The organism is Celeribacter indicus, from assembly GCF_000819565.1.
Classification (GTDB): Bacteria; Pseudomonadota; Alphaproteobacteria; order Rhodobacterales; family Rhodobacteraceae; genus Celeribacter; species Celeribacter indicus.
This window is the reverse complement of record NZ_CP004393.1, coordinates 2,408,705-2,431,804: the sequence shown is the minus strand read 5'-3', so window position 1 is coordinate 2,431,804 and position 23,100 is coordinate 2,408,705. Positions and strand designations below refer to the sequence as shown.

The following is a 23,100-nucleotide window of genomic DNA, read 5'->3' as shown; positions in this document are numbered from 1 at the left end:
CCCATGGCAAGAACCGACACCAAACGCGATGTGGTCATCGTCGGCCTCGGCTGGACCGGCGCCATAGCCGGGATCGAACTGGCAAAGGAAGGGCTCAACATCCTCGCGCTGGAACGCGGGCCGGACCGCTCCACAGTGCCCGACTTCAAGTATCCCGAGGTCATCGACGAGCTGCGCTTCGGCATCCGTTACGGCTACATGCAGCGGCCGAAGCAGTCGACGCTGACCATCCGCCGCAGCCTGGACGAGGAGGCGCTGCCCTATCGCCGGCTCGGATCCTTCCTGCCCGGTGACGGCGTCGGAGGCGCGGGCATCCACTGGAACGGCCAGACCTGGCGTCCGCAGGCACAGGAATATCGCCTGCGCTCCTACGTGGAGGAGAGTTTCGGCGCAGACGTCATCCCGGAGAACATGACGATCCAGGACTGGGGCATCACCGCCGAGGAATTGGAGCCCTACTACGACCGCTTCGAATACATGGCCGGGATCTCGGGACAGGCCGGCGTTGTGAACGGCGAGACGCTCGAGGGAGGCAACCCGTTCGAGTCCAGCCGCTCGCGCGGCTATCCCCTGCCGCCGCTGGCACAGCAGCCCGACGGCCTGCATTTCGCCGAAGTCGCGCGGCAGATGGGCTACCACCCCTTCCCGCGCCCGGCCGCCAATGCCTCGGCTCCGCATGTGAACGAGTACGGAATGCAGCTCGGCCCCTGCAACTACTGCGGATTCTGCGCCCGCTACGGATGCCTGAATTACTCGAAATCCTCGCCGCAGACCTGCATTCTGGACGCGCTGAAGCGGTATGAGAATTTCAACTACCGCGTGAACTCCGAGGTGCTGCGCGTGACTTTGGCCGAGGACGGGCAGACCGCCACCGGCGTCACCTACTGGGATGCCGAGGCCGAGGAAGAGGTGACGCAGCCCGCCGACATCGTGATCCTCGCCGCCTACTCGATCCACAACGTCCACCTGATGCTGTTGTCGGGCATCGGCGAGCCCTACGATCCGCGCAGCGGCACCGGCACCACCGGCAAGAACTACAGCTACCAGATGAACGGCGGCACCACGATGTTCTTCGAAGACCGCCAGTTCAATCCCTTCGTGGCGGCCGGCTCGTCGGGCATGTCGATCAACGATTTCGGCATGGAGCAGATCGACTACGCCGCCGAGGGCTTCATCGGCGGCAGCTACATGACCTGCGGCCATTCCAACGGCCAGCCGATCCGGGGTATCGCGGTGCCCGAGGGCACACCTAGCTGGGGCGCGGACTGGAAACAGGCGGTGGGGACGCATTACGGCCATTCCACCTCGCTCGGCTCTCACGGATCGAACATGTCCTACCGCGACTGCTATCTCGATCTCGATCCGACCTACACCGACCCGCACGGGCGGCCCCTGCTGCGCCTGACCTTCGACTGGAAGGACAACGACATCCGCATGACTCAGTTCATGCGCCAGCGCATCGAAGAGATCGTCGAGGCCATGGAGCCCGACAGCTGGCAGTCGAGCTACAAGGAGGACGGTGCCATCTACGACGTGCGCCCCTACCAAACGACGCACAACGTCGGCGGCGCGATCATGGGCGAGAACCCACAGACCTCGTCGATCAACCGCTTCCAGCAGGCCTGGGGGCAGCACAATGTCTTCGTGCTCGGGGCCTCCGCCTTCCCGCAGAACATCCAGTACAACCCGACCGGCGCGGTGGGTGCGCTGGCCTACTGGACCACCGACGCCATCATCAACGATTACCTGCCGAACCCGCGGCCCCTGGTCTGAGGAGATGCCATCATGAAGACTTTCCTCCGCACCCTCGCCGCGCTGGTGATCGTCGGCCTTGTCGCCCTGGCGGCATTCATCTTCTGGCCGGTCTCGCGCAGCGCCCCGCAGCAGGTGGCCTCCGGTGGCCCGGAGCCCAAGGACCACGGCGAATACGCGATGCGCCTCGCCGATTGCGCTGCCTGCCATACCGCCGAGGGCGGCGCGCCCTTTGCCGGCGGGCGGCCCATTGAAAGCCCGGTGGGCACACTCCACTCGGCCAACATCACCCCGGACCCCGAGACCGGCATCGGTGGCTGGACCCTTGCCGAGTTCCGCGGGGCGCTGGTCGACGGGCTCGACGACGAGGGGCACCACCTCTATCCGGCGATGCCCTACACCAACTACCGGGGACTCACCGAGACCGACATCGCCGGTCTGTACCATTACTTCATCGAGGAACTGGACCCGGTGCGCAACGAGGTTGCCGCCAATGACCTGCCCTTCCCCTTCGACCAGCGCTGGGGTCTACGGGCGTGGAAATGGGTCGCGATGCCAGAGGTCGGCTTTGCCTCGGGCGCGACATCGGACGACCCGTTGCGGCGCGGTGCCTACCTCGTCGAAGGTCCGGGCCATTGCGGAGCCTGCCACAGCCCGCGCAACATGCTCTTCGTGCAGGAGGGGTACACCGCGGACGACCCCGGCTTCCTGGCCGGCGGCGTCGTCGCGGGCTGGACCGCCCCCGCCCTGCGCGGCGAGGACAGCGCCATCGCCGGCTGGACCGCCGAGGAGGTGGCACAGATCCTCGGCACCGGGCGCAACGCCCATGCCGCGATCAACGGCGAGATGCTGCTGGTGGTCGAGGACAGTACGCAATACTTTACGGAGGACGACCTCATAGCGGTATCACGCTACCTCGTTAGCCTTGACGGCAATGGCGGGGCCACAGCGCAGGACCCGCCCTCGGGCGGCCTTGCCGAGCGCCTCGCGGACGCCCCCGCGACCGAGACCGAACGGATGCTTGCGTCTGCAGATCCGAACATGCCCGAAGGTGCGCGCCTGTACCTCGACAATTGCGGGGCCTGCCATTTCGTCGACGGCAAGGGTGCGGACGAGGTCTTCCCCGAGCTCGACGGCAGCTCGATCGTTCAGGCGGGCGAGCCCACCGGCCTCATCTCGATGATCCTCGAAGGCGGCGCCCTTCCCTCAACCGAAAAGCGCCCCTACGCCCTGCGCATGCCGGGCTTCGCCGACCGGCTCTCGGACGCGGAGGTGGCCACCCTCGCCTCCTTCTTGCGCAGCGCCTGGAGCAACGATGCCTCGGGATCTGTCGATGCAGGCACCGTCGCGGACCTGCGCTCCGGCGAGGACAGCTGACATCCCCGTATCATGGGCCGCTGCCATGACGCGGCCCGTGATGGCCCCTGCGCGGCAAGCAGGGAAACAGCTGGGGAAGGGTACCTTGGACTGACGGATCTTCCGGCGCACATATGTCGATACCTTCGTGCGCGACAATCTGCGTCATGGCCGGACACCCTGTCCTTGCGATGTGACCGAAGACTTTGTGGCGGCAACCGCTGCACTCAATCGGTCCGGGTCCTCACTCGATCCCGGTAGCGCGCGAAAGCAGTTGATGAGGTCCGCCATGTAGCCGTGGCGACGGCTCACAGTTGATACGGACGTGAGGCTGGCTATGTCCTGTTCGCCCGAGATCTTGTTCCCGTTTCCGGTAACGCAGAGCGGGTCGAGTGGGGGGCTGGAAATGGCAGCCTGGGGCGAGAGCGCTACAGCCACGCGGTGGCGGCAGATCGATAGCCGCGCGCCTGCCGCAGGATGCGTCCCCCCCTTTGGGCCAAACCCGCCAGCAAGCACAAGGTCCAGGATGAGCCACACCGCTTCCCGGAACATCATTCTCCCCGTCTGATCACGACACACGGGCAAATGGAAAATTCACTCCAATACGTTTCCGGAGAATTCGGGGGGCGTTGGCCCTTCGCAGCAGCGCCGACTGAACACCGTATGGCGAAACCTGATCGCGGCCACCCGGTCTTCACATGTATACCCTGCCCCACCGCGATCTCAGTGTCCTGCGCGGGATCAAGGGAGTTTGGATGAAGGAGATCTATCCGCTCTGGGGCCGGCGCATCGGCATCGGCTGGCACGGGCGCAAATACAGGCGCTCCAATCCCGGTGCCGCCGATCTTCCCACGCCGGTCGATCCGGTAAGCCTGTCGCCAACCGCTTCATCGACGGACCGCATCATGCGCGCCATAAGCTCAAGCAAATCCTGAATCTCATGTCCGGCGCTCTCATCCCCTGTAGGGTCTTGATATCGACCCCTTCCTTGATTTCGGACTTTGATCTATATTTGCAGTGCAGGCACGCGAGACCGGTGATGGTCCAGGTAGCTCCCTGCAAGGGCGGTCGATCACCCGGCCGTCTGTTCCTCTTCCAGCTCAGCCACCACGTCCCGCCTTTCATGTCAGCCGCTCCATTTTGCTTGTGAGCGGGTAAATCATGCTTTCCTTCCACCAGTTGCGACCGGTCTGCATGACCGCCCGCAGACCTGTCGATAGATGATCAGATTCCGAGACCTCCGGGTCTGTCGGATCTGGCGTCTGCACCGCATCGCCCCGTTGCGGCAGATGTCCGAACCTGTCCGCACTCCCCCTCTTGCGGTTCTGAAAATCGGCCCGCCCGGCACCCGATCCTCCGGGTTTGCAGGGAAATTGCGCTCATCGGCGCCTGCATCTCCTCCTTTATAGGCCCTTATAGGCGATCTTCTGCCGCTGCATCCTCAAGGGATTTACCCTTTGGCAACAGGTGATCAGATTGTGCCTGAAACGAACTGGGACAACAGGGACGACATGTCTGACATCGCACTCTCCCGCCGCAGAATGCTTGCCTCCGCCGTGGGCGCCGGCGCATTCTTTCTCCTGCCTGAGCTGGCCCGCGCGCAGAAGGGAAGCACCGGATCCTCCGGGCTCGGGCCTGCCGAGCCGTTCTCCTTCGCACAGCTGCGCGAGACCGCGCAGTCCCTGGCGCGCGAGGAGTTCGTGCCGATGCGTGTCGCCGATGGCGATGTTCTCGATCAGGTCGACTATGACCGTCACAACCAGATCGCGTTCCGCAAAGACCGCACGCTGTGGAACGAAGACGGGGCCTCGCCGGTGCAGTTCTTCTTTCCGGGGCGGTATTTCCGCGAGCCGGTGCATGTCTATGCGCTACAGGACGGCATGGCGCGGGAGGTGGTCTTTTCGAAGGAATTCTTCGACATCCCCGGCGACAACCCCGCCAACCAGCTCACACGGACGGAAGGCTTCGCAGGCTTCCGCGTTCAGGACCGGCCGGATGGCGACGACTGGATGGCCTTCCTCGGCGCCTCCTACTGGCGGACGTCTGGTTATTCCGGCCAGTTCGGGATGTCGGTGCGCGGCCTGGCGCTGGACACGGCGATCGCGGGCGGACCGGAGGAGTTTCCGCGGTTTACCCGCTTCTGGCTCGACCAGGGCGAGGATGGCGATCTGACGGCCTATGCGCTTCTGGAAAGCCCGCGCGCGACCGGGGCCTACAGGATCTACTCCGCCCGAGGCGAGGAAGGCGTCGCACAGGATGTGGAGGCGCATGTCTTCCTGCGCGCGGATGTGGAGCGGCTTGGCCTCGCGCCGCTCACTTCGATGTACTGGTTCGGCAAGCCCAATGCCCATGTGGCGCCGGACTGGCGCCCGGAGGTGCATGACAGCGACGGGCTGGAAATTCACGCCGCCAACGGCGAACGGATCTGGCGCCCCCTCAACAATCCGCCGCGGACCATGGCCTCCGAGTTCTCCGCGCCGGGAGTAAAGGGATTCGGGCTGATGCAGCGCGAGCGGGCATTCGAGGAATATCAGGACGACGGCGTTTTCTACGAGAAACGCGCCTCCGTCTGGGTCGAACCGAAGGAGGACTGGGGAGACGGGGCCGTGACCCTGATCGAGCTGTCCACCGATGACGAGATCCACGACAATATCGTCGCGATGTGGACCCCCGGCGGGCAGGATCGCGAGCACAGTTTCAGCTATCGGCTGACCTGGTTCGAGGACGCCCCCGTGCCGCCGAATGCCGCGCGTTTCATCGCGACGCGCATCGGTGCGGGCGGCATTCCCGGCCAGCCCAGACCGCCGGGCATCGTCAAGATCGTGTGCGATTTCGAGAACACCGGTTTCGAGGGCCTCGACCGCGATCCGTCGATCCTGCCCGTGGTATCGACCTCGCGCGGGAGCACCGGGAGCCTTGTGGCCTATCCCGTCGTGGGCGAGAGCTACTGGCGCGCCATCTTCGATCTCGATTTCTCGGAGATCCCGGAGGAGGACGACGAGCCCATCGACCTTCGCATGTATGTCGAGGTGGAGGGACAGGCACGGACCGAGACCTGGCTGATGCAGCTTTTCCCCTCGCAACTGCGGAGCCTTCTGGACTCGCACGCCTGACGCCCGTCGATGCGACCGGCGCCGCCGGTCGTGGCGTGCCGCGTCGGGGACGGTTCAAGCCGTGTCAGTCGTCGGGCTCCACCGGAAAGGGCGGAATTCCCCCATCCCGGACCCCGCGTCGTCCATATGGTCGACGAACCTGTCCCAGATCTCGGCCCACCGCTCCGGCCGGCCCTCCTGGTCACCGGATGATCCGGGAGAACGGCGTTCGGGCGACGTGGGGAACAGGTCCCGCATCAGGTGGACCGTGGGCTCATCGAAACGCTCCTCGCGCGCACCCGGCGCCAGAAAACGGTCTGCTCCGAGGTCATAGATGAGATCGGCGGTTGCCTGACGATGTGTCGCGACAGGCCGGCCCCGCCCTGCCCGCCGCCCGGAAACGGCCGCGCGGGGGCTCCGCGCGGCCGGCCGTTTTCGCGACACCGCCGGTCACATGCAGTCGGCGATGTATTCGTATTGGTCGGCCTTGTCCGGCTCGTCCTCGCGGATGACGACGAGTTCGGTCATCGTCGTCTTCTCGAGCGTCTCGCCGTTGATCAGCGCCAGCGCGGCATCCATGGCCGCTTGCCCTTCCTGCTTGGGGTTCTGGGCGATCAGCGCCTGGATCGCACCGTTCTTCAGGGCCGCGACCTCGGCGGAGGCGGCATCATAGGCCACCATCTTCACGCGGCCCACCGCGCCCGCCTGGCGCAGGCCGGTGATCGCGCCGATCGCCCCCTGATCGTTGGTCGAAAAGATCCCCGCGAGATCGGGATGCGCCGACAGGGTCGAGGTCACGATCTCCGCCGCCTTCTGCGGATCGTCGGACTGGTACTGTGCACCGATATAGGTGATGCCCTCATATTCCGCGATCTTGTCCTCGAAGCCGCGCGTGCGCGCATCCTGCGCCAGCGACCCCGGCGGCTGGGTGATGATCAGGACCTTTCCCTCGCCGCCGAGGATCTCGGCCATGATCTCCGCGGCCATCCCGCCGCCGGCTTCGTTGTCCGTCAGCACCTCGGTCTCCACGAAGCTGTTGTCCGCGATGGTCTGATCCACGGTGATGACTCGGGTCCCGCGCTCCGACAGCTCCCGCATCGGCTGCACCAGAGCCTGCATGTCGGTCGGCACGATGGCGGCCACGTCCGGGCCCGCGGCCGTCACCGCGTTCACCACCGGGATCTGGCTGTCGGCGGCGAACTGATCGCCCGCGGACACGGTCAGATCGAGGCCAAGCTCTTCGGCGCGCGCCATCGCCCCGCACTGAAGCACCTGATAGAAGGGAGAGCCGCTGACGCCCAGCACCAGGGCGACCGACCCTGCGTCCTGCGCCTGTGCCGCGCCGAGGCCGGCAAAGGCCAGCAGGGCCGTGGTCGTGATCATCTTTTTCATGTTCTTACCTTTCCTGTTGGGAGGGGACGCGCGTCAGCCGCGCTTGCGGAGCCGTCGTTTGAGCTGGTCGATCCAGACGGCGAGGATCAGGACCGCCCCCATGGCAACCGTCTGCCAGAAGGGCGGGATTCCGAGGATGACGAAGCCGTTCAGCAGGATGATCGGAATGAAGACGCCCACCACCGTGCCAAAGACGCTGCCGACGCCGCCGAAGAGGCTGGTGCCGCCGAGCACGACGGCCGAAATCGTGGTCAGGTTGTCCATCGCGTGACCGTTGATCGTCGTGGTGGCGAAACGCGCGTTGGCCATCACCGCGGCGATACCGGCCATGGCGCCGGAGACGGCATAGACCCCGAGGGTCTGGCGGACGACACTGATGCCGCTGCGCCGGGCGCCTTCCATGTTCGACCCCAGCGCATAGGTATGCAGGCCGAACCGCGTCAGGTGCAGCACCAGGCCCGCGACCACGACGACCAGCGCCGCGATCGCCACCAGGGTCGGAAGGCCGAGGAAGCGGCCCGAACCGACATGCGTCACCAGAAGCTCCGGCATCGCGCGCACATCCGTGCCGCCCGACAGGATCTGCGCCCCGCCGAGCGCCATGCCCAGCGTGCCCAGCGTCACGATCAGCGCCGGGATCTTCGCCACCGCCACGAGGAAGCCGTTCAGCAGGCCCCAGGCGATCCCCGTCAGGATGGCCGCGACCGTTCCCGCGAGGATGACGCCCCAGCCCGCCGAGGTGGTGCCGAAGGTGGTTCCCGGTTCTCCCGACAGCGCCAGCATGATCTGCGCGGAAACGACCGAGCAGAAGACGAGGACCGACCCCACGGAAAGGTCGATGCCGTTGGAGATGATCACATAGGTCTGCCCGATCGCCAGCACGAGAATGATCGCCGCGTTGATCGTCAGTTGCTGGAGGTTGTAGGCCGAGGCGAATTGCGCGGGCCGCGATGCAACAGCTCGTGTCCGAGGGGCTGGTGAGCCGGCAGGCCGGTCATGGCACCATCGTCCTGGATCGCAAGGTCGACACGCAGATGCACCAGATCCGCGGCTTTTCCGAGGACATGAAGGCGCGCGGGCTGACGGCAAGCTACGAGGTGCTCGACTGCGGCTTCGTCACGCCCCCCGGAGAGGCCAGCCAGGCCCTCGGCACACCCTCGGCCGACAAGCCCTTCTTCCTCAAGCGGCTGCTGAAGACGAACGGCCGCCTCATCGGCATCAGCCGCTCCTACATCCGCGCGGATATCTTTGCCGAGATCGCACCGCCCACCGCCGAACAGCTGACCCACGGGTCGCTCTACGACTGGCTGCGCGAACATGCGGGGACGGAGATCACCGGCGGCGTCGAATTCATCGAGGCCGGGCTGGCCGGCCCGGACCTGCACCGCGACCTCGGTCTCGCCCCGCAGGATCCGGTGCTGATCGCGCAGCGGACCGCGCATTCCCCGGCCCGGCTGCCGGTCGAATTCGCGATCATCACCTACCGGGCCGACCGCTATCGCTTCCGGATCGAACTGTAGAGGCGCTCCCGCGCGGCGAAGTCCCGCCGCCCTCGTCCCGGCGCGCGCCGGACCCGCCTCGCCCCCTCCGTCCGCGCATGGCCCGGTTGCAGTTTCGTGCATTGCGGCAAAATAGTTTGTATGTCATCTATCTTTCGCAACAGCAGGAATCCTCATGTCCAAAGACGAGACGCAGGGTGAGCCGCCCCGCCTGGGCAGGCTGATCGGCCAGGCGAGCCGGCGCTGGCGGCGGGCGGTCGATCTGCGCCTGCAAGGCGTCCGTGTCACCGAGGCCGGCCTTGCGCCGCTCGTCCAGCTCGCCCGCGCCGGAGAGCCGGTCCGGCAGAAGGATCTCGCCGCCGCCCTGTCGCTGGACAGTTCCTCCCTGGTCCGGGTCATCGCCCGGCTCGAGGCGGACGGCCTGGTGCTCAGCACGCCCGACCCGCGCGACGGGCGCGCCAAGGCGCTGAGCCTGTCCCCGGCGGGCGCGGCGCTGGCGGCGCGGGCGCTGGCCATTTCGGGCAGCCTCGAGGCCGAAGTCCTCTCCGGCCTCGACGAGGAGCGGATCCGGATCGCCCGCGAGGTCCTGCAACATGTGCTTGACCGGCTGGACGCCGACCGGCCCGACCACGAAAGCCCCGGATGACCATGCCCCTCCACCCGTCCGAAACCGCCCCCTCCGCGCGCGCCCCGGCGCCGCTCTGGCTGCTGGCATTGCTCACGCTCAGCGGCACGATGGCCATCCACATCTTCGTGCCGGCCCTGCCGCGGGTGGTGGATGCCTTCGGGACCACCGCCGGCGGGGCGCAGATGACGCTCAGCGCCTATATCGTGGGCCTGGCGCTGGCGCAGATCGTCTACGGCCCCGTCGCCGACCGCTACGGGCGCCGCCCGGTGCTGGTCGCGGGCATGTTCATCTATGCCCTGTCCGGGCTGGTCGCCTTCCTCTCCCCCACGATCGAACTGCTGATCGCGGCCCGTTTCTTCGAGGCGATCGGCGGCGGCTCCGGCCTGGTCCTCGGCCGGGCGATGGTGCGGGACGGGAACAGCCACGAGGCGGCGGCCAAGAAGCTCTCGCTGATGAACCTGATCGTCATGACCGGCCCCGGCATTTCCCCCCTGGTCGGCGCGGGACTGTCGGCGGTCACCGGCTGGCGCTCGATCTTCCTCCTCCTGTGCCTGCTGGGGCTGGCGAACCTGCTGCTGGTCTGGCGCCGGCTGCCGCGCGGCCCGGAGGCCGAGGGACGGGACCTGCGCGTGGTAATGGGCAACTACCTCCGGCTTCTGCGGTCCCGCGGATTTCTGGGCTATGCCATCGGCGGCAGCTTCGCCACGACCGCGCTCTATGCCTATATCGGCGCGGCGCCCTTCATCTTCGTCGACCAGCTGCACCGGCCGGAAGGCGAGATCGCGGCCTATCTCGCCTTCAACATCCTCGGCGCCTGGTTCGGCAGCCTGACCGCCAACCGGCTGGCCGGCCGGATCCGCACCGGACGGCTCATGGTCACCGGCAACCTGATCAGCTGTCTCGGCGCCCTGCTGTTCCTGCTGGTGGTGCTGACGGGCGGGCTGGGCGTGGCGCTCACCGTCCTGCTGATGCTGCTGTTCAGCTATGGCGCGGGGATCGCCTCGCCCATGGCGCTGTCGGAGGCGCTGAACCTCAATCCAGCCGCGACGGGATCGGCCTCGGGGCTCTACGGCTGCATGCAGATGGTGATCGGCGCGCTTTGCGCCGCGCTCAGCGGCATCGGCGGCAACCCCGCGCTGTCCGCCGCCCTCGTCCTCGCCGCCGCCGGCCTCCTCGCGCAGCTCTCCTTCCTGATCGCGCAACGCAGTCCCGACTGACGCGGTCGCGTGAGCGGGCCGCTCTCCGCGACCGGATCGCCATCCTCCCCCTCGACAGGCTGCACGCGTTCCCCGGTCGGCGGCGAAGCGCGACGACGCATCCCGCCCGGTTCCATCGCGATCAGAACGTGCCGCGGAAACCGATGCCGACGGTCCGTGGCGTCGTGATCGAGGCTTCCGTGCCGCCGCCGGTGCGGTTGAACTGCTTGAACGTCGCCTCGCGCACGTCGAAGAGGTTGTTCACGTAGCCGTAGACTTCGAGCCCCTCGACAATGGCATATGAGGCCTGGATGTCGGCGATCGTGTAGTCGCCGACCTTGTAGTCGCCGGTATTGCCCACGTCGGAATAGTAATCGCCGCCGACATGGCGCAGTTGTCCGCCGAGACGGAGCCTGTCCGTCACGCCCCAGTCGGCGCCGAGCGTCAGCGTGACGGGCGGGGCCTTGGCGAAGGCATTGCCTTCGAAATCCGTGTTCCGGCTGATCTCCTCGATCTTGGTCTCGAGCAGGCCGAGGCTGCCGCTCAGGCGCAGCGCCTGGCTCGGCGCGAAATCGACGCCGAGATCGAGCCCGTAGGCATGGGATTCCTCGGCATTGATCGTATAGATATTGAACACACCCGGCGCCACCGCGTTCTGGATGTTATACTGCGCATCGGCATAATCCATGTAGAACAGGTTCGCCGTGACGAAGAGCCGGTCGCCCATCAGGCTCGCGCGGGTGAAGAGCTCGTAGTTGTCGATGGTCTCGGCGTCGAACTCCTCCCACCGAAAAGTGGTGAAATTCGGCGACACGCCGCCGGGGTTGTACCCGCGGCTGTAGAGCGCACCCACCGTCCAGTCCGGGTTCAGCTCGTAGGACAGGGAGAGGCGCGGCAGGAGCTCGGTGAAGGTTTCGTCGTAATCGGCGGGTTCCGTGATGTAAGCCGACTGGCCCTCCCGTTCGATCCGGTCCCTTTCGGCACGCAGCCCGGCATTCAGGCTCCAGCGCTCCGCGAAGTTCCACGTCACCTCGCCGAAGAGGCCGAGATAGGTCTTCGTGTCGTCATATTGCGTATCCGCCCCGACCCCGTCGGCCTTCGTGACATACATCCAGAGCCGGTCGTCGCTCTCCACCTTCCTGGCATAGAGGCCGACGAGGCCGGAGAGCCTGTCACCGCTCTCCCCGAAGGAGAGCCGGAACTCGTTCGAGATCTCCTCGGAGGAGATCACCGCATCGCCGCTCGCCACGCCGGTGACACGGTCGACATCGCTCTTGCTCACCTGTAGCTGGTTGAACAAGCGGATGCCGTTGAAGAAGTCATAGTCGATGTCGAGCGCGGCGGAATTCACCTCGATCTCCCACCCCGGCAGGCTGGTCGCATAGGCGTTGTCGAGGTCGTCATAGGGCCGCGTCGCCATTTCCTGCCCGCCGCCGCCGGGTTGTTCCTGCTCGCACCCGTCGTCCTCCTGCTGTCGCGCCGGCTGGCGATGTTCGATCTCGGCGAGGACAGCGCCGCCGCGCTCGGCGTGTCCGTGGACCGCACCCGCATCCTTGCCGTGCTTGCCGCCGTCGGCATGACCTCGGTCGCCACGGCCGCAGCGGGGCCCATCAGCTTCGTCGCGCTCGCCGCGCCGCAACTGGCCCGCCGCCTCAGCGGCACAGCGCATATCCCCGTCTTCGCCGCCAGCCTCATGGGCGCGGGCCTGCTGCTCGCCGCCGATCTGGCGAGCCAGCGCGCGCCGCTGGACCTGAGCCTGCCCGTGGGACAGATGACCGGACTGCTCGGCGGCGGATATCTTCTGTGGGTGCTGACCCGGCGCTCGCGACCATGAGGCCGGCCCGGACGCGCCGGCCAGGACCGAGGAGAGGAAAGATGAGTGCATCCGACGCACCGCTGCATATCGGCATGACATTGACCCCCACATGGCTCTCCGGCGAGGCCTGGCGCCGCCCCGACAGCGGGGTCGAGGGGCTTATGGGCCAGGACTATTACATCGACATCGCGCGGCGGGCGGAGGCGGCGAAGCTGGATTTCGTGTTCCGGCCGGACACGCTCGCCGTCAACATGGGCCTGCTCGGGCGCGGCGCGGGAATGGCGGGGCTGGACCCGACGCTCCTGCTCTGCGCGATCGCCCATGCGACCAGCCGGATCGGCCTCCTGACCACGGTGTCCACGACCTTCTATCCGCCCTATATCCTCGCCCGGATGCTCATGTCGCTGCATTGGCTGTCCGGGGGACGCGCGGGGTGGAACATCGTGACCGCGCTCGACGGCCAGAGGAATTTCTCGCTCGAGGACATGCCCTCGCCAGAAGACCGTTACACCCGCGCCGCGGAGGTCACGGAAATCGTCACCCGGCTTTGGGACAGCTTCCCCGGCGACGCCTGGCAGCCGGACCGGGAGACGGGACAGTTCGTCCGGGCCGAGCTGGTGCGCCCGATCCATTTCAAGGGAACGTATTACAGCGTCGAGGGCCCCCTCGGCGTGCCGAACATGGGGGCGGCCACGGGCGCCTGCCGCATTCCCCTCGTGCAAGCGGGGGCCTCGGAGGCCGGGCGCGACTTCGCCTCCCGCGTCGCCGACGCGACCTTTGCCTCGACGCCCGACATGGAGGCCGCGATCGAGCTGCGCCGCGACCTGCGCCGCCGCGCCAGGGCGCATGGCCGCCCGGAGGATGCCGTGCGGCTGATGCCGGGGCTGAGCCTCTATCTCGCCGCGACCGAGGCGGAAGCCCGCGAGCTCTACCGTGCCACTCACGCCGGGGCCGACGAGGCGCGCAAACTCGCCAATATCCGCGAGATGACCGGACTCGATCTGAGCGGCTGGCCGAAAGACAGGAGGATCCGCGCCTCCGACCTGCCGCCCGCGCCGCAGAAGGTCCGCTCGCGCACCCATGCCGCCCTGCTGCGCCGGGCGATCGAACGGCAGGAACCCACCCTTGCGGAGTTGCTGAACGCGCCCGAGGTCATGGGTTCCGCCCATTGGCAGGTGATCGGGACACCGGGCCAGGCGATGGATGCCATACGCACCTGGCGCGCGGCGGGCGCTCTCGACGGGTTCATCCTCTTCCCCGGCGGCTCCGTCGACGCCATGCACCTCTGCCTCGACACGCTCGCCCCGGCGCTGAGCGACGCGGGCCTGCTGCGGCGGGAGTATGCCGGCTCGACCTTCGCAAGCCATTTCGAGCGGCCCCTGCCGGTGTGACGCCCCGGTCCGCGAAAGATCCCCTGGGGCTTCGCGGCGACGGAGCGGCCCGGAACCTCCGGCCGCCCCCGTTCCGTCCGCGAGCCTTCCCCATCCGCATCTTCTGCCCCGGTCCGGCAGGGTCTTCGGCACGGTACAGGACCGTCCGGTCCGGCCCCTGCCGCATGTCCGGTTTGCAGAATGCGCATAAAGTAATTTACACGAGTAAAGTTTTAAGATATCACGAGTGAACTTGACGGGGGAGGCCGTCGACCCGCATCCGCGCGACCGGCCCCTGTCGCAACGCCGAAGGGAGGACCCATGGCACTCAAATCCGTTCTGAAATCCGCGCTGCTGTCCGGCGCGGCGCTCCTTGCCACCAGCGGCGCATGGGCCGAGGGCATCGGGGCGTCGCTGCTGACGCAACAGCATCCGTTCTACATCGAACTCGCCGACGCGATGCGGGCCGAGGCCCAGGCGCAGGGCGTGCCCCTCGAGGTCTCCATCGCCAATCAGGACCTGAGCAAGCAGCTTGCCGATGTCGAGGACTTCATCGTCAAGGGCGTGGATGTCATCGTGATCTCGCCGGTCGACAGCCAGGGCGTGCTGCCCGCCATCATGAAGGCGAAGAATGCCGGCATCGACGTGCTGACCGTCGACGTGCCCGCCGCGGAGGTGGACGTCACCTCCTATATCGGCACCGACAACTATACCGGCGGCCTGCGCGCGGGCGAACTCATGGCCGAGGTGCTGGGCGAAGCCGGCAAGGTCGCGATCATCGACTATCCGACCGTGCAATCCGTCGTCGCCCGTGTCGAAGGCTTCAAAAAGGCGCTCGAGGATTACCCGGAGATGGAGATCGTCGCGCAGCAGACCGGCATCACCCGTGCCGAGGCGCTCGCCGTGGCGCAGAACATGCTCCAGGCCAATCCCGACATCACCGGCATCTTCGGCTTCGGCGACGACGCCGCCCTCGCCGCGGCGGTCGCGGTGAAATCCGCGGGGCTCGCGGACCAGGTGAAGGTGATCGGCTTCGACGGGATGGAAGAAGCCCGCAACGCCGTCGACACGGATCCGGTCATGGTCGGCGTGATCCAGCAGTTCCCCGGCGAGATGGGCAAACAGGCCATCGACACCGCCATCGCCGTCATGAACGGCGAGGAGGTGGAGGCGGAGCAGCCGATCGTCCCCGGCGTCTACACCGGACAGTAAGGCTGCCCCCGCTCCCGCGCCGCCCCTCCCTCCCCTTCGGCGGCGCGGGACGTTTTTCCAATACCAGACGAGAGGGTGGCCGCATGGCTGAGACCCCGAACGACGTCGTGCTGTCGCTGCGTGACGTCAGCAAGACCTTCGGTCCGATCACCGCGATCAGGCGCATGGATCTCGACGTGCGCCGGGGGCGCGTGCACACGCTCCTCGGCGAGAACGGCGCGGGCAAATCCACGCTGATGAAGATCCTCGCCGGCGTCCAGCCGGCCACGGGCGGCACGATCACGCTCGACGGCCGCCCCTTCGCCCCCGCCAACCCGCAGCAGGCCGCCGAGCGCGGGCTGTCGATCGTGTTCCAGGAGCTGAGCCTCGCCAACACGCTGACCGTGGCCGAGAACATCCTCGCGACGCGCGAACCCGCCCGCTTCGGCTTCATCTCCGACCGCAGGCTCATCGAACGCGCCGAGGCGCTCGTGCGCGAACTCGGGCTTCCGGTCGATGTGCGCGCCCGCGTCGGGGATCTGTCGATCGCCCAACGCCAGCTCGTCGAGATCGCCAAGGGCCTGAGCCACGACGCGAAGATCGTCATCCTGGACGAGCCGACCTCCTCGCTTTCGGATGCGGAGGCGGAGATCCTGTTCGGCATCATCGGCCGGCTGACACAGGCGGGCAAGGCGGTGATCTACATCTCGCACCGGATGGAGGAGATCCTGCGCCTGTCCGACGACATCACGGTGATGCGCGACGGCGAATATGTCGCGACGCTCGAGAAGGACAGGACCGGCATCGACGAGCTGATCGCGCTCATGGTCGGGCGGGAAATGACCGAGATCTACCCGCCCCGCCTCGGCCCCGCGCCCGGTGCCGGCGTCGCGCCGGTGCTCGAGGTGTCGGGGCTCAGCCGGGAGGCGGAGTTCCATGACATCTCCTTCGCGGTGAAACCGGGCGAGATCCTCGGCTTCTTCGGACTGGTCGGCTCCGGGCGCTCGGAGGTGATGAAGGCGCTCTTCGGCATGACCCGCGCCGAGGGCGAGGTGCGCCTCGACGGCGCGCCGCTGACGCTGTCCGGGCCCGCGGAGGCCATCGCGCGCGGCCTCGGCTTCGTCACCGAAAACCGCAAGGAGGAAGGCCTGGTCCTCGGCCAGTCCCTGCGCCACAACATCACCATGGCCTCGCTCGGGCGCGTCTCATCCCGCGGCTTCCTGCGCCGCCGCCTCGAGGGCCGGCAGGCGCGCGAGGAAAGCGCGCGCCTCGGCGTGCGCGCCGCCTCCATCGAGGCCGCGGCGGGCACGCTGTCGGGCGGCAACCAGCAGAAGGTCGTGCTGGCCAAGTGGCTCATGACCCGGCCGCGCGTCCTCATCCTCGACGAACCGACGCGCGGGGTGGATGTGGGCGCCAAATTCGAAATCTATCGCATCATCCGCGACCTCGCCGCCGAGGGCACCGCCATCGTCATGGTGTCCTCCGAACTTCCCGAGGTGCTCGGCCTGTCGGACCGCGTGGCGGTGATGTCCGAAGGCCGGCTCCAGACGATCGCGGACCGTACCGACCTGACGCCCGAGCGCGTCATGAGCTTTGCAACAGGACAGACCAAATGACCGAGACGACCAGATACAAGGCCGATCCGCTGGCCACAGTCAGGAGCATGATGCGCCAGTACGGCGGGATCTTCCTCGCCCTCGTGGTGCTCTGCGTCTTCTTCTCCCTCTCCAACCCGCGCTTCATGTCCGTCGCGAACATGATGAACATCCTCCAGCAGGTCGCGGTGATCGCCATCGCCGCCTTCGGCATGACCTGGGTCATTCTCCTGGGCGAGATCGACCTCTCGGTCGGCTCGATCATCGCCGTCGCGGGGATGGTCGGCGCACAGGTGATCGGGCTGGGCTGGGGCTTTGCCCCGGCGCTCGCGCTCACGCTGCTCTCCGGCGCGCTCATGGGGGCGCTGAACGGCGTGCTGACGGCAAAGCTCCTCCTGCCCTCCTTCATCGTGACGGTCGCCACCATGAGCATCTATCGCGGCATGGTGAGCCTGCCCACGAACGGCGCACCGGCGATGATCATGGATCCGACCTGGACCGCGATCGGCGCCAACAGCCTGCTCGGCGTGCCGATCATCATCTGGATCGTGATCGCCCTGTTCCTCGCCAACCACATCCTGCTGTCGAAGACGACCTTCGGGCGGAGGACCTACCTCACCGGCGGCAACCGCGAGGCGGCGCTCTATTCCGGGATCAAGGTCGACCGGATGAAGATCGTCATCTTCATGATCTCCGGCCTCATGGCCTCGATCTCCGGCATCCTGCTCTCCTCCCGGCTCTATTCGGCGCAGACCAACGCGGGCATGAGCTATGAACTCGACGCCATCGCCGCGGCGGTCCTCGGCGGCACCTCGCTCGCGGGCGGCACCGGAACGATGGTCGGCACGCTGATCGGCGCGCTCATCATCGGTGCGCTGAACAACGGCATGAACATGCTGTCGGTCCCCTATTTCTACCAGCTCATCGTGAAGGGGCTCGTCATCCTCGTGGCCGTCTGGCTTGACGTGCGCTCCAAACGGCGGAAGGCCTGAGCCATGGCAGGCAAACGCCTCCTGACGGTCGGGGAAGTCCTCGTGGAAATCGTCGCCACCACGAAGGGCGACGGCTTCCGCGCGGCGCAGCCGCTGACCGGACCCTACCCCTCCGGCGCGCCGGCGATCTTCGTCGACCAGGCGGCACGGATCGGCGCCGCGGCGGCGATCATCTCCCGCGTGGGCGACGACGATTTCGGCCGGGTGAACCTCGACCGGCTCGCCGCCGACGGGGTGGACGTCTCGGGCATCGAGATCGCCCGCGACGGCGCGCCGACGGGCTCCGCCTTCGTGCGCTACCGCGAGGACGGATCGCGCGCCTTCGTGTTCAACATCGCCCATAGCGCCTGCGGCACGCTCGCCCTCACCCCCGCCGCCGAGGCGGTGATCGCGCGCTCCGATCATATTCACGTCATGGGCACCGCCCTCTCCGCCCCCGGCCTGTCGCAGCTCGTGCTGACCGCGATCGCGCGGATCAAGGCCCGCGGCGGCACCCTCTCCTTCGATCCGAACCTGCGCCCGGAGATCCTGAACGCACCGGGCCTGCGCGCGGCGCTCGAGGCGGTGCTCGAGATGACCGACGTCTTCCTGCCCTCCGGGGAGGAGATCTTCCTGTTCACCCGCGCCCGCGACGAGGCCGGCGCCGTGGCCGAACTGCTGGCCCGCGGCATTCCCGAGATCGTGCTCAAGCGCGGCGACCGGGGCGCGAGCCATTTCGACGCCCGCGGCCGCACCGACGCGGCGCCGGTCACGGTCGAGGAAATCGACCCGACCGGCGCCGGCGACTGTTTCGGCGGGGCCTTCGTCGGTCTCTGGCTCGACGGCACCCCGGTCGGGGAGGCGCTGAGGCTCGCCAACGCGGCCGGCGCCCATGCCGTGACGAAGCTCGGCCCGATGGAGGGCGCCGCGACCCGCACCGAGCTCGAGACATTCCTGAAAGAGCGCAAAGGATAAACCATGTCGACCAACCTCCTCTCCGACATCTCCGGCTGGCGCGGACGTGCGGGCGCCTCCGGCATCCCCTCCATCTGCTCCGCCCATCCCGAGGTGCTCGTGGCGGCGATGCGCGCCACCGCCCCCACCTCCCTGCCGCTCCTGGTCGAGGCGACCTGCAATCAGGTCAACCAGGACGGCGGCTATACCGGCATGACCCCCGCGGATTTCCGCGATTTCGTCCATGGCATCGCGGAACGCGAAGGCTTTCCCCGCGCCCGCCTCATCCTCGGCGGCGATCACCTTGGCCCGAACCCGTGGAAATCGCTTCCGGCCGAGGAGGCGATGGACAAGGCCGCGGTGATGATCGCCGCCTTCGCCGCCGCGGGTTTCACCAAGCTGCATCTCGACTGCTCGATGGGGTGCGCGGGCGAGCCCGTGGCCCTGGACGATGCGGAGACCGCCGCGCGCGCGGCGCGGCTCGCCGATGTGGCCGAGGCGCATCTGCCGGGCGGGGACATTCCCCCGCCGGTCTATGTCATCGGCACGGAGGTTCCGGTGCCGGGCGGCGCGATGGAGGAGATCGGCGAGCTCGAACTCACCGACCCGGAGGCCGCCAGGATCACGCGGCGCGTGCATGAAGCGGCCTTTGCCCGACGCGGCCTGTCGGAGGCGTTCGACCGCGCGATCGCCCTCGTGGTGCAGCCCGGCGTGGAATTCGGCAACCACAACGTCATCGACTACGACAGCGGCAAGGCACGCGCGCTGAGCGCGGCGCTCGAGGACATGCCCGGCCTCGTCTTCGAGGCGCATTCCACCGATTACCAGACCCGCGACACCCTCCGGGCGCTGGTGCGCGACGGGTTCGCCATCCTCAAGGTCGGGCCCGGCCTGACCTTTCGCTGGCGCGAGGCGCTCTACGGGCTCGACGCCATCGCCTCCGAACTCTTCCCCGGCGCGCGCGATGCGACGCTGCGGCAGGCGATGGAAAAGGTCATGACCGACGCCCCCGGCAACTGGGACCGCTACTACGAAGGCGACGAGGCCGCGCGCGCGATGATGCGGCATTTCTCCTATTCCGACCGGATCCGCTATTACTGGCCGGTGCCCGAGGCACGGGCGGCGGAACGGGAGCTCTTCGCGCTGCTCGAGGGCGTCGATCTGCCCGAGCCGCTCATCGGCCAGTACCTCGGCGCGCGCTACGCCGATGTCAGGAGCGGCAGACTGCCCCCCAGGGCGAAGGATCTGGCCCTTGCGGCGGTGGGGGATCTTGTGGCTGACTATATCCACGCATGTGAGGACTGAACGGCTTGGCGCGAGAAACTGATCGTATTCCGGACCCGGACGGGGAAACCCCGTCCGACATTCGCACGATGGAAGACTTCGCGTCCTATGTCGGCCTCTCCCGTCCGACCGTCTCGAAATATTTCAACAATCCCGGCTCCGTGCGCTCCAAGACCCGCGCGCGGATCGAACGGGCCGTCGAGCAGTCCGGTTTCCGCCCGAACCTCTTCGCGACGAATCTCAAGCGCCGCAGGACGCGCGTCCTCGGCGTGATCATCCCCAACACCACCGATCCGTTCTACATGGAGCTGACGAGACGGATCGAGGATATCGCCCAGGATGCGGGCTATTTCCCCTTCGTGCTCTCCTCGAACGGCGACAGCGATCTCGAGACCGAGGCGATCGGCAGGCTCCAGTCGCTCAGCGTCGCCGGCGCGATCGTGGTGCCGCTCGGCGCGACGCGCAGCAATGCCGATCTCGCGCGGCTCGAGGCGCGGATCCCGCTGGTCTATGTCGACAGCTCGCCCGATCACGACATGCCCTTCGTCGGGACGGACAACGTGCAGACCTTCCATCTGATCGTGGATTACCTGTGCCGCTCCGGCACCGCGCCCGCCTATCTCGGCATGCCCGACATCAACAGGAACGCCGGCGCCCGGCGCGACGCCTATGCCGCCGCCATGTCCGCCTTCCGCGAACCGGCGCGGTTCATCGACATCCCGCCGGAGACGACCTGGGAATTCGAACGCGTCGGCCATGAGAGCATGACGGCCGCCCTTTCCCGTCCCGCCTTTCCCCGGACCGTGCTCTGCGCCAACGACCGGATCGCCTTCGGCGCGCTGCTCGCGGCATGGGAGGCGGGGCTGAAGGTCGGCCATGGCGACGATGCCGACATCCGGATCGCCGGTCACGACGATCACCCCCTGTCGCGCTACAGCTGCCCGCCACTGACCACGGTCGCCCAGAATTACGGGGAGATCGCGCGCGTCGCGATGCAGAAGCTCATCCGGCGTCTCGAGGGGCGCGAGGAGACGGGCGAAAGGCACATGCTGCTGCGCGGCGACCTGATCCTGCGCCGCTCCGCCTGATCCGCAGTCCGGCGCCGCTAGCTCTTCGGACCCGCGGGCCGGGAACGGCCGGCGGGAGCCGTCGCAAAGGTCTTCCGGAACCAGTCCTCGAGCAGCCGCTTGTCATAGGCGAAGCGTTCCGTGCTGCTCCGTCCGCCGTGCCAGGACAGGTAGTTCAGATCCGACAGCCGCACCTCCTCCTGCGCCAGAACCTGCCCCGCCTCGAGGAGGGTGTAGCGCAGCCGGATCCTCGGCGGCGTGGTGTCGCGCAGGATGCGCACATCGCGATAGGCGAAGTTCCACGGCTCGAATTCCCCGGCAAGGTCGATGTCGAGCACCTCGACGGCCAGATCCTGCCCCTCGGGCAGAAAGCGCGCCGCCAATTGCCCGAACGTCTCGTCGAACTCGGCCAGCACCGAGGCGCGGCTGTGTGCCTGCCGGAACTCGCGGTCCCGGAAGCTCTCCGGCGCGACATAGGTGACGGTGATCCCGCCCGCGGCCACGGGTGCTGCGGTGGCCAGCACCGGCAGGGCGAGAAGGAGGGAAAGGCAGAGAGGCCTGAACATGTCGATCCTCCGCATCATGGGTCCATGGCCATTCATATGGGTGCGGATGCGCGCGAGGCAAAGGGGGAACGCCGCCCGAAGACGGCTGTTTCGGACCACGTCGAGCGCAGGACTACGGAGCGGAACAGGGCTGACGCGCCCCCACGCGATTTTTCAGCCGGCACAGCTTGCCGCGTCACGGGGTGAAATCCGCGTAAATTTTACGCGTCTGTCCCACGGGCAGGCGTCCGGAATGGCTTCGTTGGTGGCGCGCGCCATTTTTGGCATACAATGTGGATGCCACCAAAATACTGACTGTATGCGAAGCGTGGCGCACGCACGAAGCAAACGCACGAAACAACGGAGAAGACGATGAACGCCATTCTGACAACCTTTGCCGGGGCCGCCGTTGCGGGCCTGCTTTCGCTGACTCCGGCCCTGGCGCAAGAGCTGACGGATGTAAAACTGCGCCTCGCATTCATTCCCGGCGGGGTCGATGCTCCGTTTTTCCTGGCCGCGAAGAAAGGCTATTTCGCCGATGAGGGGCTGAACGTGGAGATCACCGACGGCAACGGCACAACCGGCACGATCAAGGCGCTGATGGCCAGGGATTTCGACATCGGCATCGCCAGCCTCGGCGCGACGGCCAAGGCCGTGCAGTCCGGGGGCGCGGCCGACCTGATCGCCACCGCCGTGCTGGTGCAGAAGGATCCCTCCTCGATCATCGCGCTCGAAGGTTCGGGCATCACCGAGCCGAAGGATCTCGAGGGCAAGCGGTTCGGCACGGACGCCGGCAACCTCGAGGACGGGATGATCCGCGCCTTTACCGAGGTGAACGGCGTGGACATGGACGCGATCGACCTCGTTATCATCAACGGCGGCGCCGACCGGACCGCGCTGTTGAACGGGGACGTCGATTTCATCAACGGCTGGGCCAATCCCGACGGCGACAAGGTGGCGGCGATGCACCCGATCGAGCCGCCGATGCTGTTCGCCGATTACGGGGTGAACCTGCTGGGCTCCTCGGTCATGACCCGCAAGGACTGGCTGGCCGAGAACGGGGACGTGATGAAGGGCTTCCTTGCCGCGATCACCAGGGCGAAGGCGGATGTCGACGCCGATCCCGAAGAGGCGCTCGCGGCCATCATGGAGGCGCGCCCCGATCTGGACCCGGAGATCATCGCCCTGGAGATCGACGTGATGGACAACTACCGCCATACCACCGCCTCGGAAGGCAATCCCTTCGGCGTGCCTGCGGAGGAGGATATCGAACTGACCCTCTCGCTTCTGGAGAAATACGGCAACATGCGTCCAGGCCTGACGCCGGGGGACATCTTCACGGCCGATTACCTGCCCTGATCCGGTTTTCGGGACGACGGGGACATCGCGGAG

General features: G+C 67.3%; 20 protein-coding genes. 16 read left to right on the top strand and 4 right to left on the bottom strand.

Features of this window, described 5'->3' with window-relative positions; all coding sequences use genetic code 11:
* The first annotated feature begins 3 nt into the window (after window positions 1-3).
* The 4 genes from P73_RS12225 to P73_RS12210 all read left to right on the top strand — a co-directional run bounded on the left by P73_RS12225 (window position 4) and on the right by P73_RS12210 (window position 6,221).
* Window positions 4-1,773, top strand: a complete 1,770-nt coding sequence (locus P73_RS12225) for a GMC family oxidoreductase (RefSeq protein ID WP_043869769.1) — start codon at window positions 4-6, stop codon at window positions 1,771-1,773.
* A 12-nt stretch (window positions 1,774-1,785) separates the two neighbouring features.
* Entirely contained in the window at window positions 1,786-3,129 is a 1,344-nt protein-coding gene (locus P73_RS12220) for a c-type cytochrome (RefSeq protein WP_043869768.1), read from the top strand.
* A gap of 734 nt (window positions 3,130-3,863) precedes the next feature.
* Complete coding sequence (locus P73_RS12215; RefSeq protein WP_043869767.1) at window positions 3,864-4,043, top strand: hypothetical protein; 180 nt, start codon at window positions 3,864-3,866, stop codon at window positions 4,041-4,043.
* A gap of 576 nt (window positions 4,044-4,619) precedes the next feature.
* A complete protein-coding gene (locus tag P73_RS12210; RefSeq protein ID WP_043869766.1) occupies window positions 4,620-6,221 on the top strand; it encodes an OpgD/OpgG family glucan biosynthesis protein in 1,602 nt (533 codons plus the stop codon).
* Window positions 6,222-6,650: 429 nt separating this feature from the next.
* Here P73_RS12210 and P73_RS12200 read toward each other — a convergent pair whose 3' ends face one another.
* Together P73_RS12200 and P73_RS12195 are read right to left on the bottom strand one after the other, a co-directional pair.
* The gene (locus P73_RS12200; protein WP_052453236.1) at window positions 6,651-7,592 is read right to left on the bottom strand and encodes an ABC transporter substrate-binding protein; all 942 of its coding nucleotides are present in this window, start codon (window positions 7,590-7,592) and stop codon (window positions 6,651-6,653) included.
* Between the two features lie 33 nt (window positions 7,593-7,625).
* The gene (locus P73_RS12195) at window positions 7,626-8,474 is read right to left on the bottom strand and encodes an ABC transporter permease (protein ID WP_052453235.1); all 849 of its coding nucleotides are present in this window, start codon (window positions 8,472-8,474) and stop codon (window positions 7,626-7,628) included.
* Between the two features lie 68 nt (window positions 8,475-8,542).
* Between P73_RS12195 and P73_RS12190 the strand changes: the two genes are divergently transcribed.
* The 3 genes from P73_RS12190 to P73_RS12180 all read left to right on the top strand — a co-directional run bounded on the left by P73_RS12190 (window position 8,543) and on the right by P73_RS12180 (window position 10,936).
* Complete coding sequence (locus P73_RS12190; protein WP_052453234.1) at window positions 8,543-9,112, top strand: GntR family transcriptional regulator; 570 nt, start codon at window positions 8,543-8,545, stop codon at window positions 9,110-9,112.
* A gap of 154 nt (window positions 9,113-9,266) precedes the next feature.
* Window positions 9,267-9,737: a MarR family winged helix-turn-helix transcriptional regulator gene (locus P73_RS12185; protein WP_043869763.1), complete on the top strand. Its 471-nt coding sequence runs from the start codon at window positions 9,267-9,269 to the stop codon at window positions 9,735-9,737.
* Window positions 9,734-10,936 carry a multidrug effflux MFS transporter gene (locus tag P73_RS12180; protein WP_082033218.1) on the top strand — a complete coding sequence of 401 codons (1,203 nt, stop codon included), beginning with the start codon at window positions 9,734-9,736 and terminating at the stop codon, window positions 10,934-10,936. Before P73_RS12185 ends, P73_RS12180 begins: the two co-directional genes overlap by 4 nt.
* A gap of 121 nt (window positions 10,937-11,057) precedes the next feature.
* On the opposite strand, the gene P73_RS12175 is transcribed toward P73_RS12180, so the two are convergent.
* A complete protein-coding gene (locus P73_RS12175; RefSeq protein WP_052453233.1) occupies window positions 11,058-12,335 on the bottom strand; it encodes a TonB-dependent receptor in 1,278 nt (425 codons plus the stop codon).
* A gap of 21 nt (window positions 12,336-12,356) precedes the next feature.
* Here P73_RS12175 and P73_RS12170 point away from each other — a divergent pair, with 21 nt between their 5' ends.
* From P73_RS12170 to P73_RS12135, 8 genes are all read left to right on the top strand, one after another.
* Window positions 12,357-12,749 carry an iron chelate uptake ABC transporter family permease subunit gene (locus tag P73_RS12170; protein WP_052453232.1) on the top strand — a complete coding sequence of 131 codons (393 nt, stop codon included), beginning with the start codon at window positions 12,357-12,359 and terminating at the stop codon, window positions 12,747-12,749.
* A gap of 41 nt (window positions 12,750-12,790) precedes the next feature.
* Window positions 12,791-14,122: an NtaA/DmoA family FMN-dependent monooxygenase gene (locus P73_RS12165; RefSeq protein ID WP_043869762.1), complete on the top strand. Its 1,332-nt coding sequence runs from the start codon at window positions 12,791-12,793 to the stop codon at window positions 14,120-14,122.
* A 300-nt stretch (window positions 14,123-14,422) separates the two neighbouring features.
* A complete protein-coding gene (locus P73_RS12160) occupies window positions 14,423-15,313 on the top strand; it encodes a substrate-binding domain-containing protein (protein ID WP_043869761.1) in 891 nt (296 codons plus the stop codon).
* 83 nt (window positions 15,314-15,396) lie between these two features.
* Entirely contained in the window at window positions 15,397-16,908 is a 1,512-nt protein-coding gene (locus P73_RS12155) for a sugar ABC transporter ATP-binding protein (protein ID WP_043869760.1), read from the top strand.
* Entirely contained in the window at window positions 16,905-17,879 is a 975-nt protein-coding gene (locus P73_RS12150; RefSeq protein WP_043869759.1) for an ABC transporter permease, read from the top strand. Before P73_RS12155 ends, P73_RS12150 begins: the two co-directional genes overlap by 4 nt.
* A 3-nt stretch (window positions 17,880-17,882) precedes the next feature.
* Entirely contained in the window at window positions 17,883-18,833 is a 951-nt protein-coding gene (locus P73_RS12145) for a tagatose kinase (protein WP_043869758.1), read from the top strand.
* 3 nt (window positions 18,834-18,836) lie between these two features.
* Window positions 18,837-20,117 (top strand): D-tagatose-bisphosphate aldolase, class II, non-catalytic subunit, encoded by a 1,281-nt coding sequence (locus tag P73_RS12140; protein ID WP_043869757.1) that lies wholly within the window; start codon window positions 18,837-18,839, stop codon window positions 20,115-20,117.
* Window positions 20,118-20,122: 5 nt separating this feature from the next.
* Window positions 20,123-21,184 carry a LacI family DNA-binding transcriptional regulator gene (locus tag P73_RS12135; RefSeq protein ID WP_202966907.1) on the top strand — a complete coding sequence of 354 codons (1,062 nt, stop codon included), beginning with the start codon at window positions 20,123-20,125 and terminating at the stop codon, window positions 21,182-21,184.
* 17 nt (window positions 21,185-21,201) lie between these two features.
* On the opposite strand, the gene P73_RS12130 is transcribed toward P73_RS12135, so the two are convergent.
* Window positions 21,202-21,729, bottom strand: coding sequence for a DUF3016 domain-containing protein (locus P73_RS12130; RefSeq protein WP_052453231.1), 528 nt, complete (start codon window positions 21,727-21,729; stop codon window positions 21,202-21,204).
* A gap of 351 nt (window positions 21,730-22,080) precedes the next feature.
* Here P73_RS12130 and P73_RS12125 point away from each other — a divergent pair, with 351 nt between their 5' ends.
* Window positions 22,081-23,067: an ABC transporter substrate-binding protein gene (locus P73_RS12125; RefSeq protein WP_043869755.1), complete on the top strand. Its 987-nt coding sequence runs from the start codon at window positions 22,081-22,083 to the stop codon at window positions 23,065-23,067.
* Window positions 23,068-23,100 lie beyond the last annotated feature (33 nt).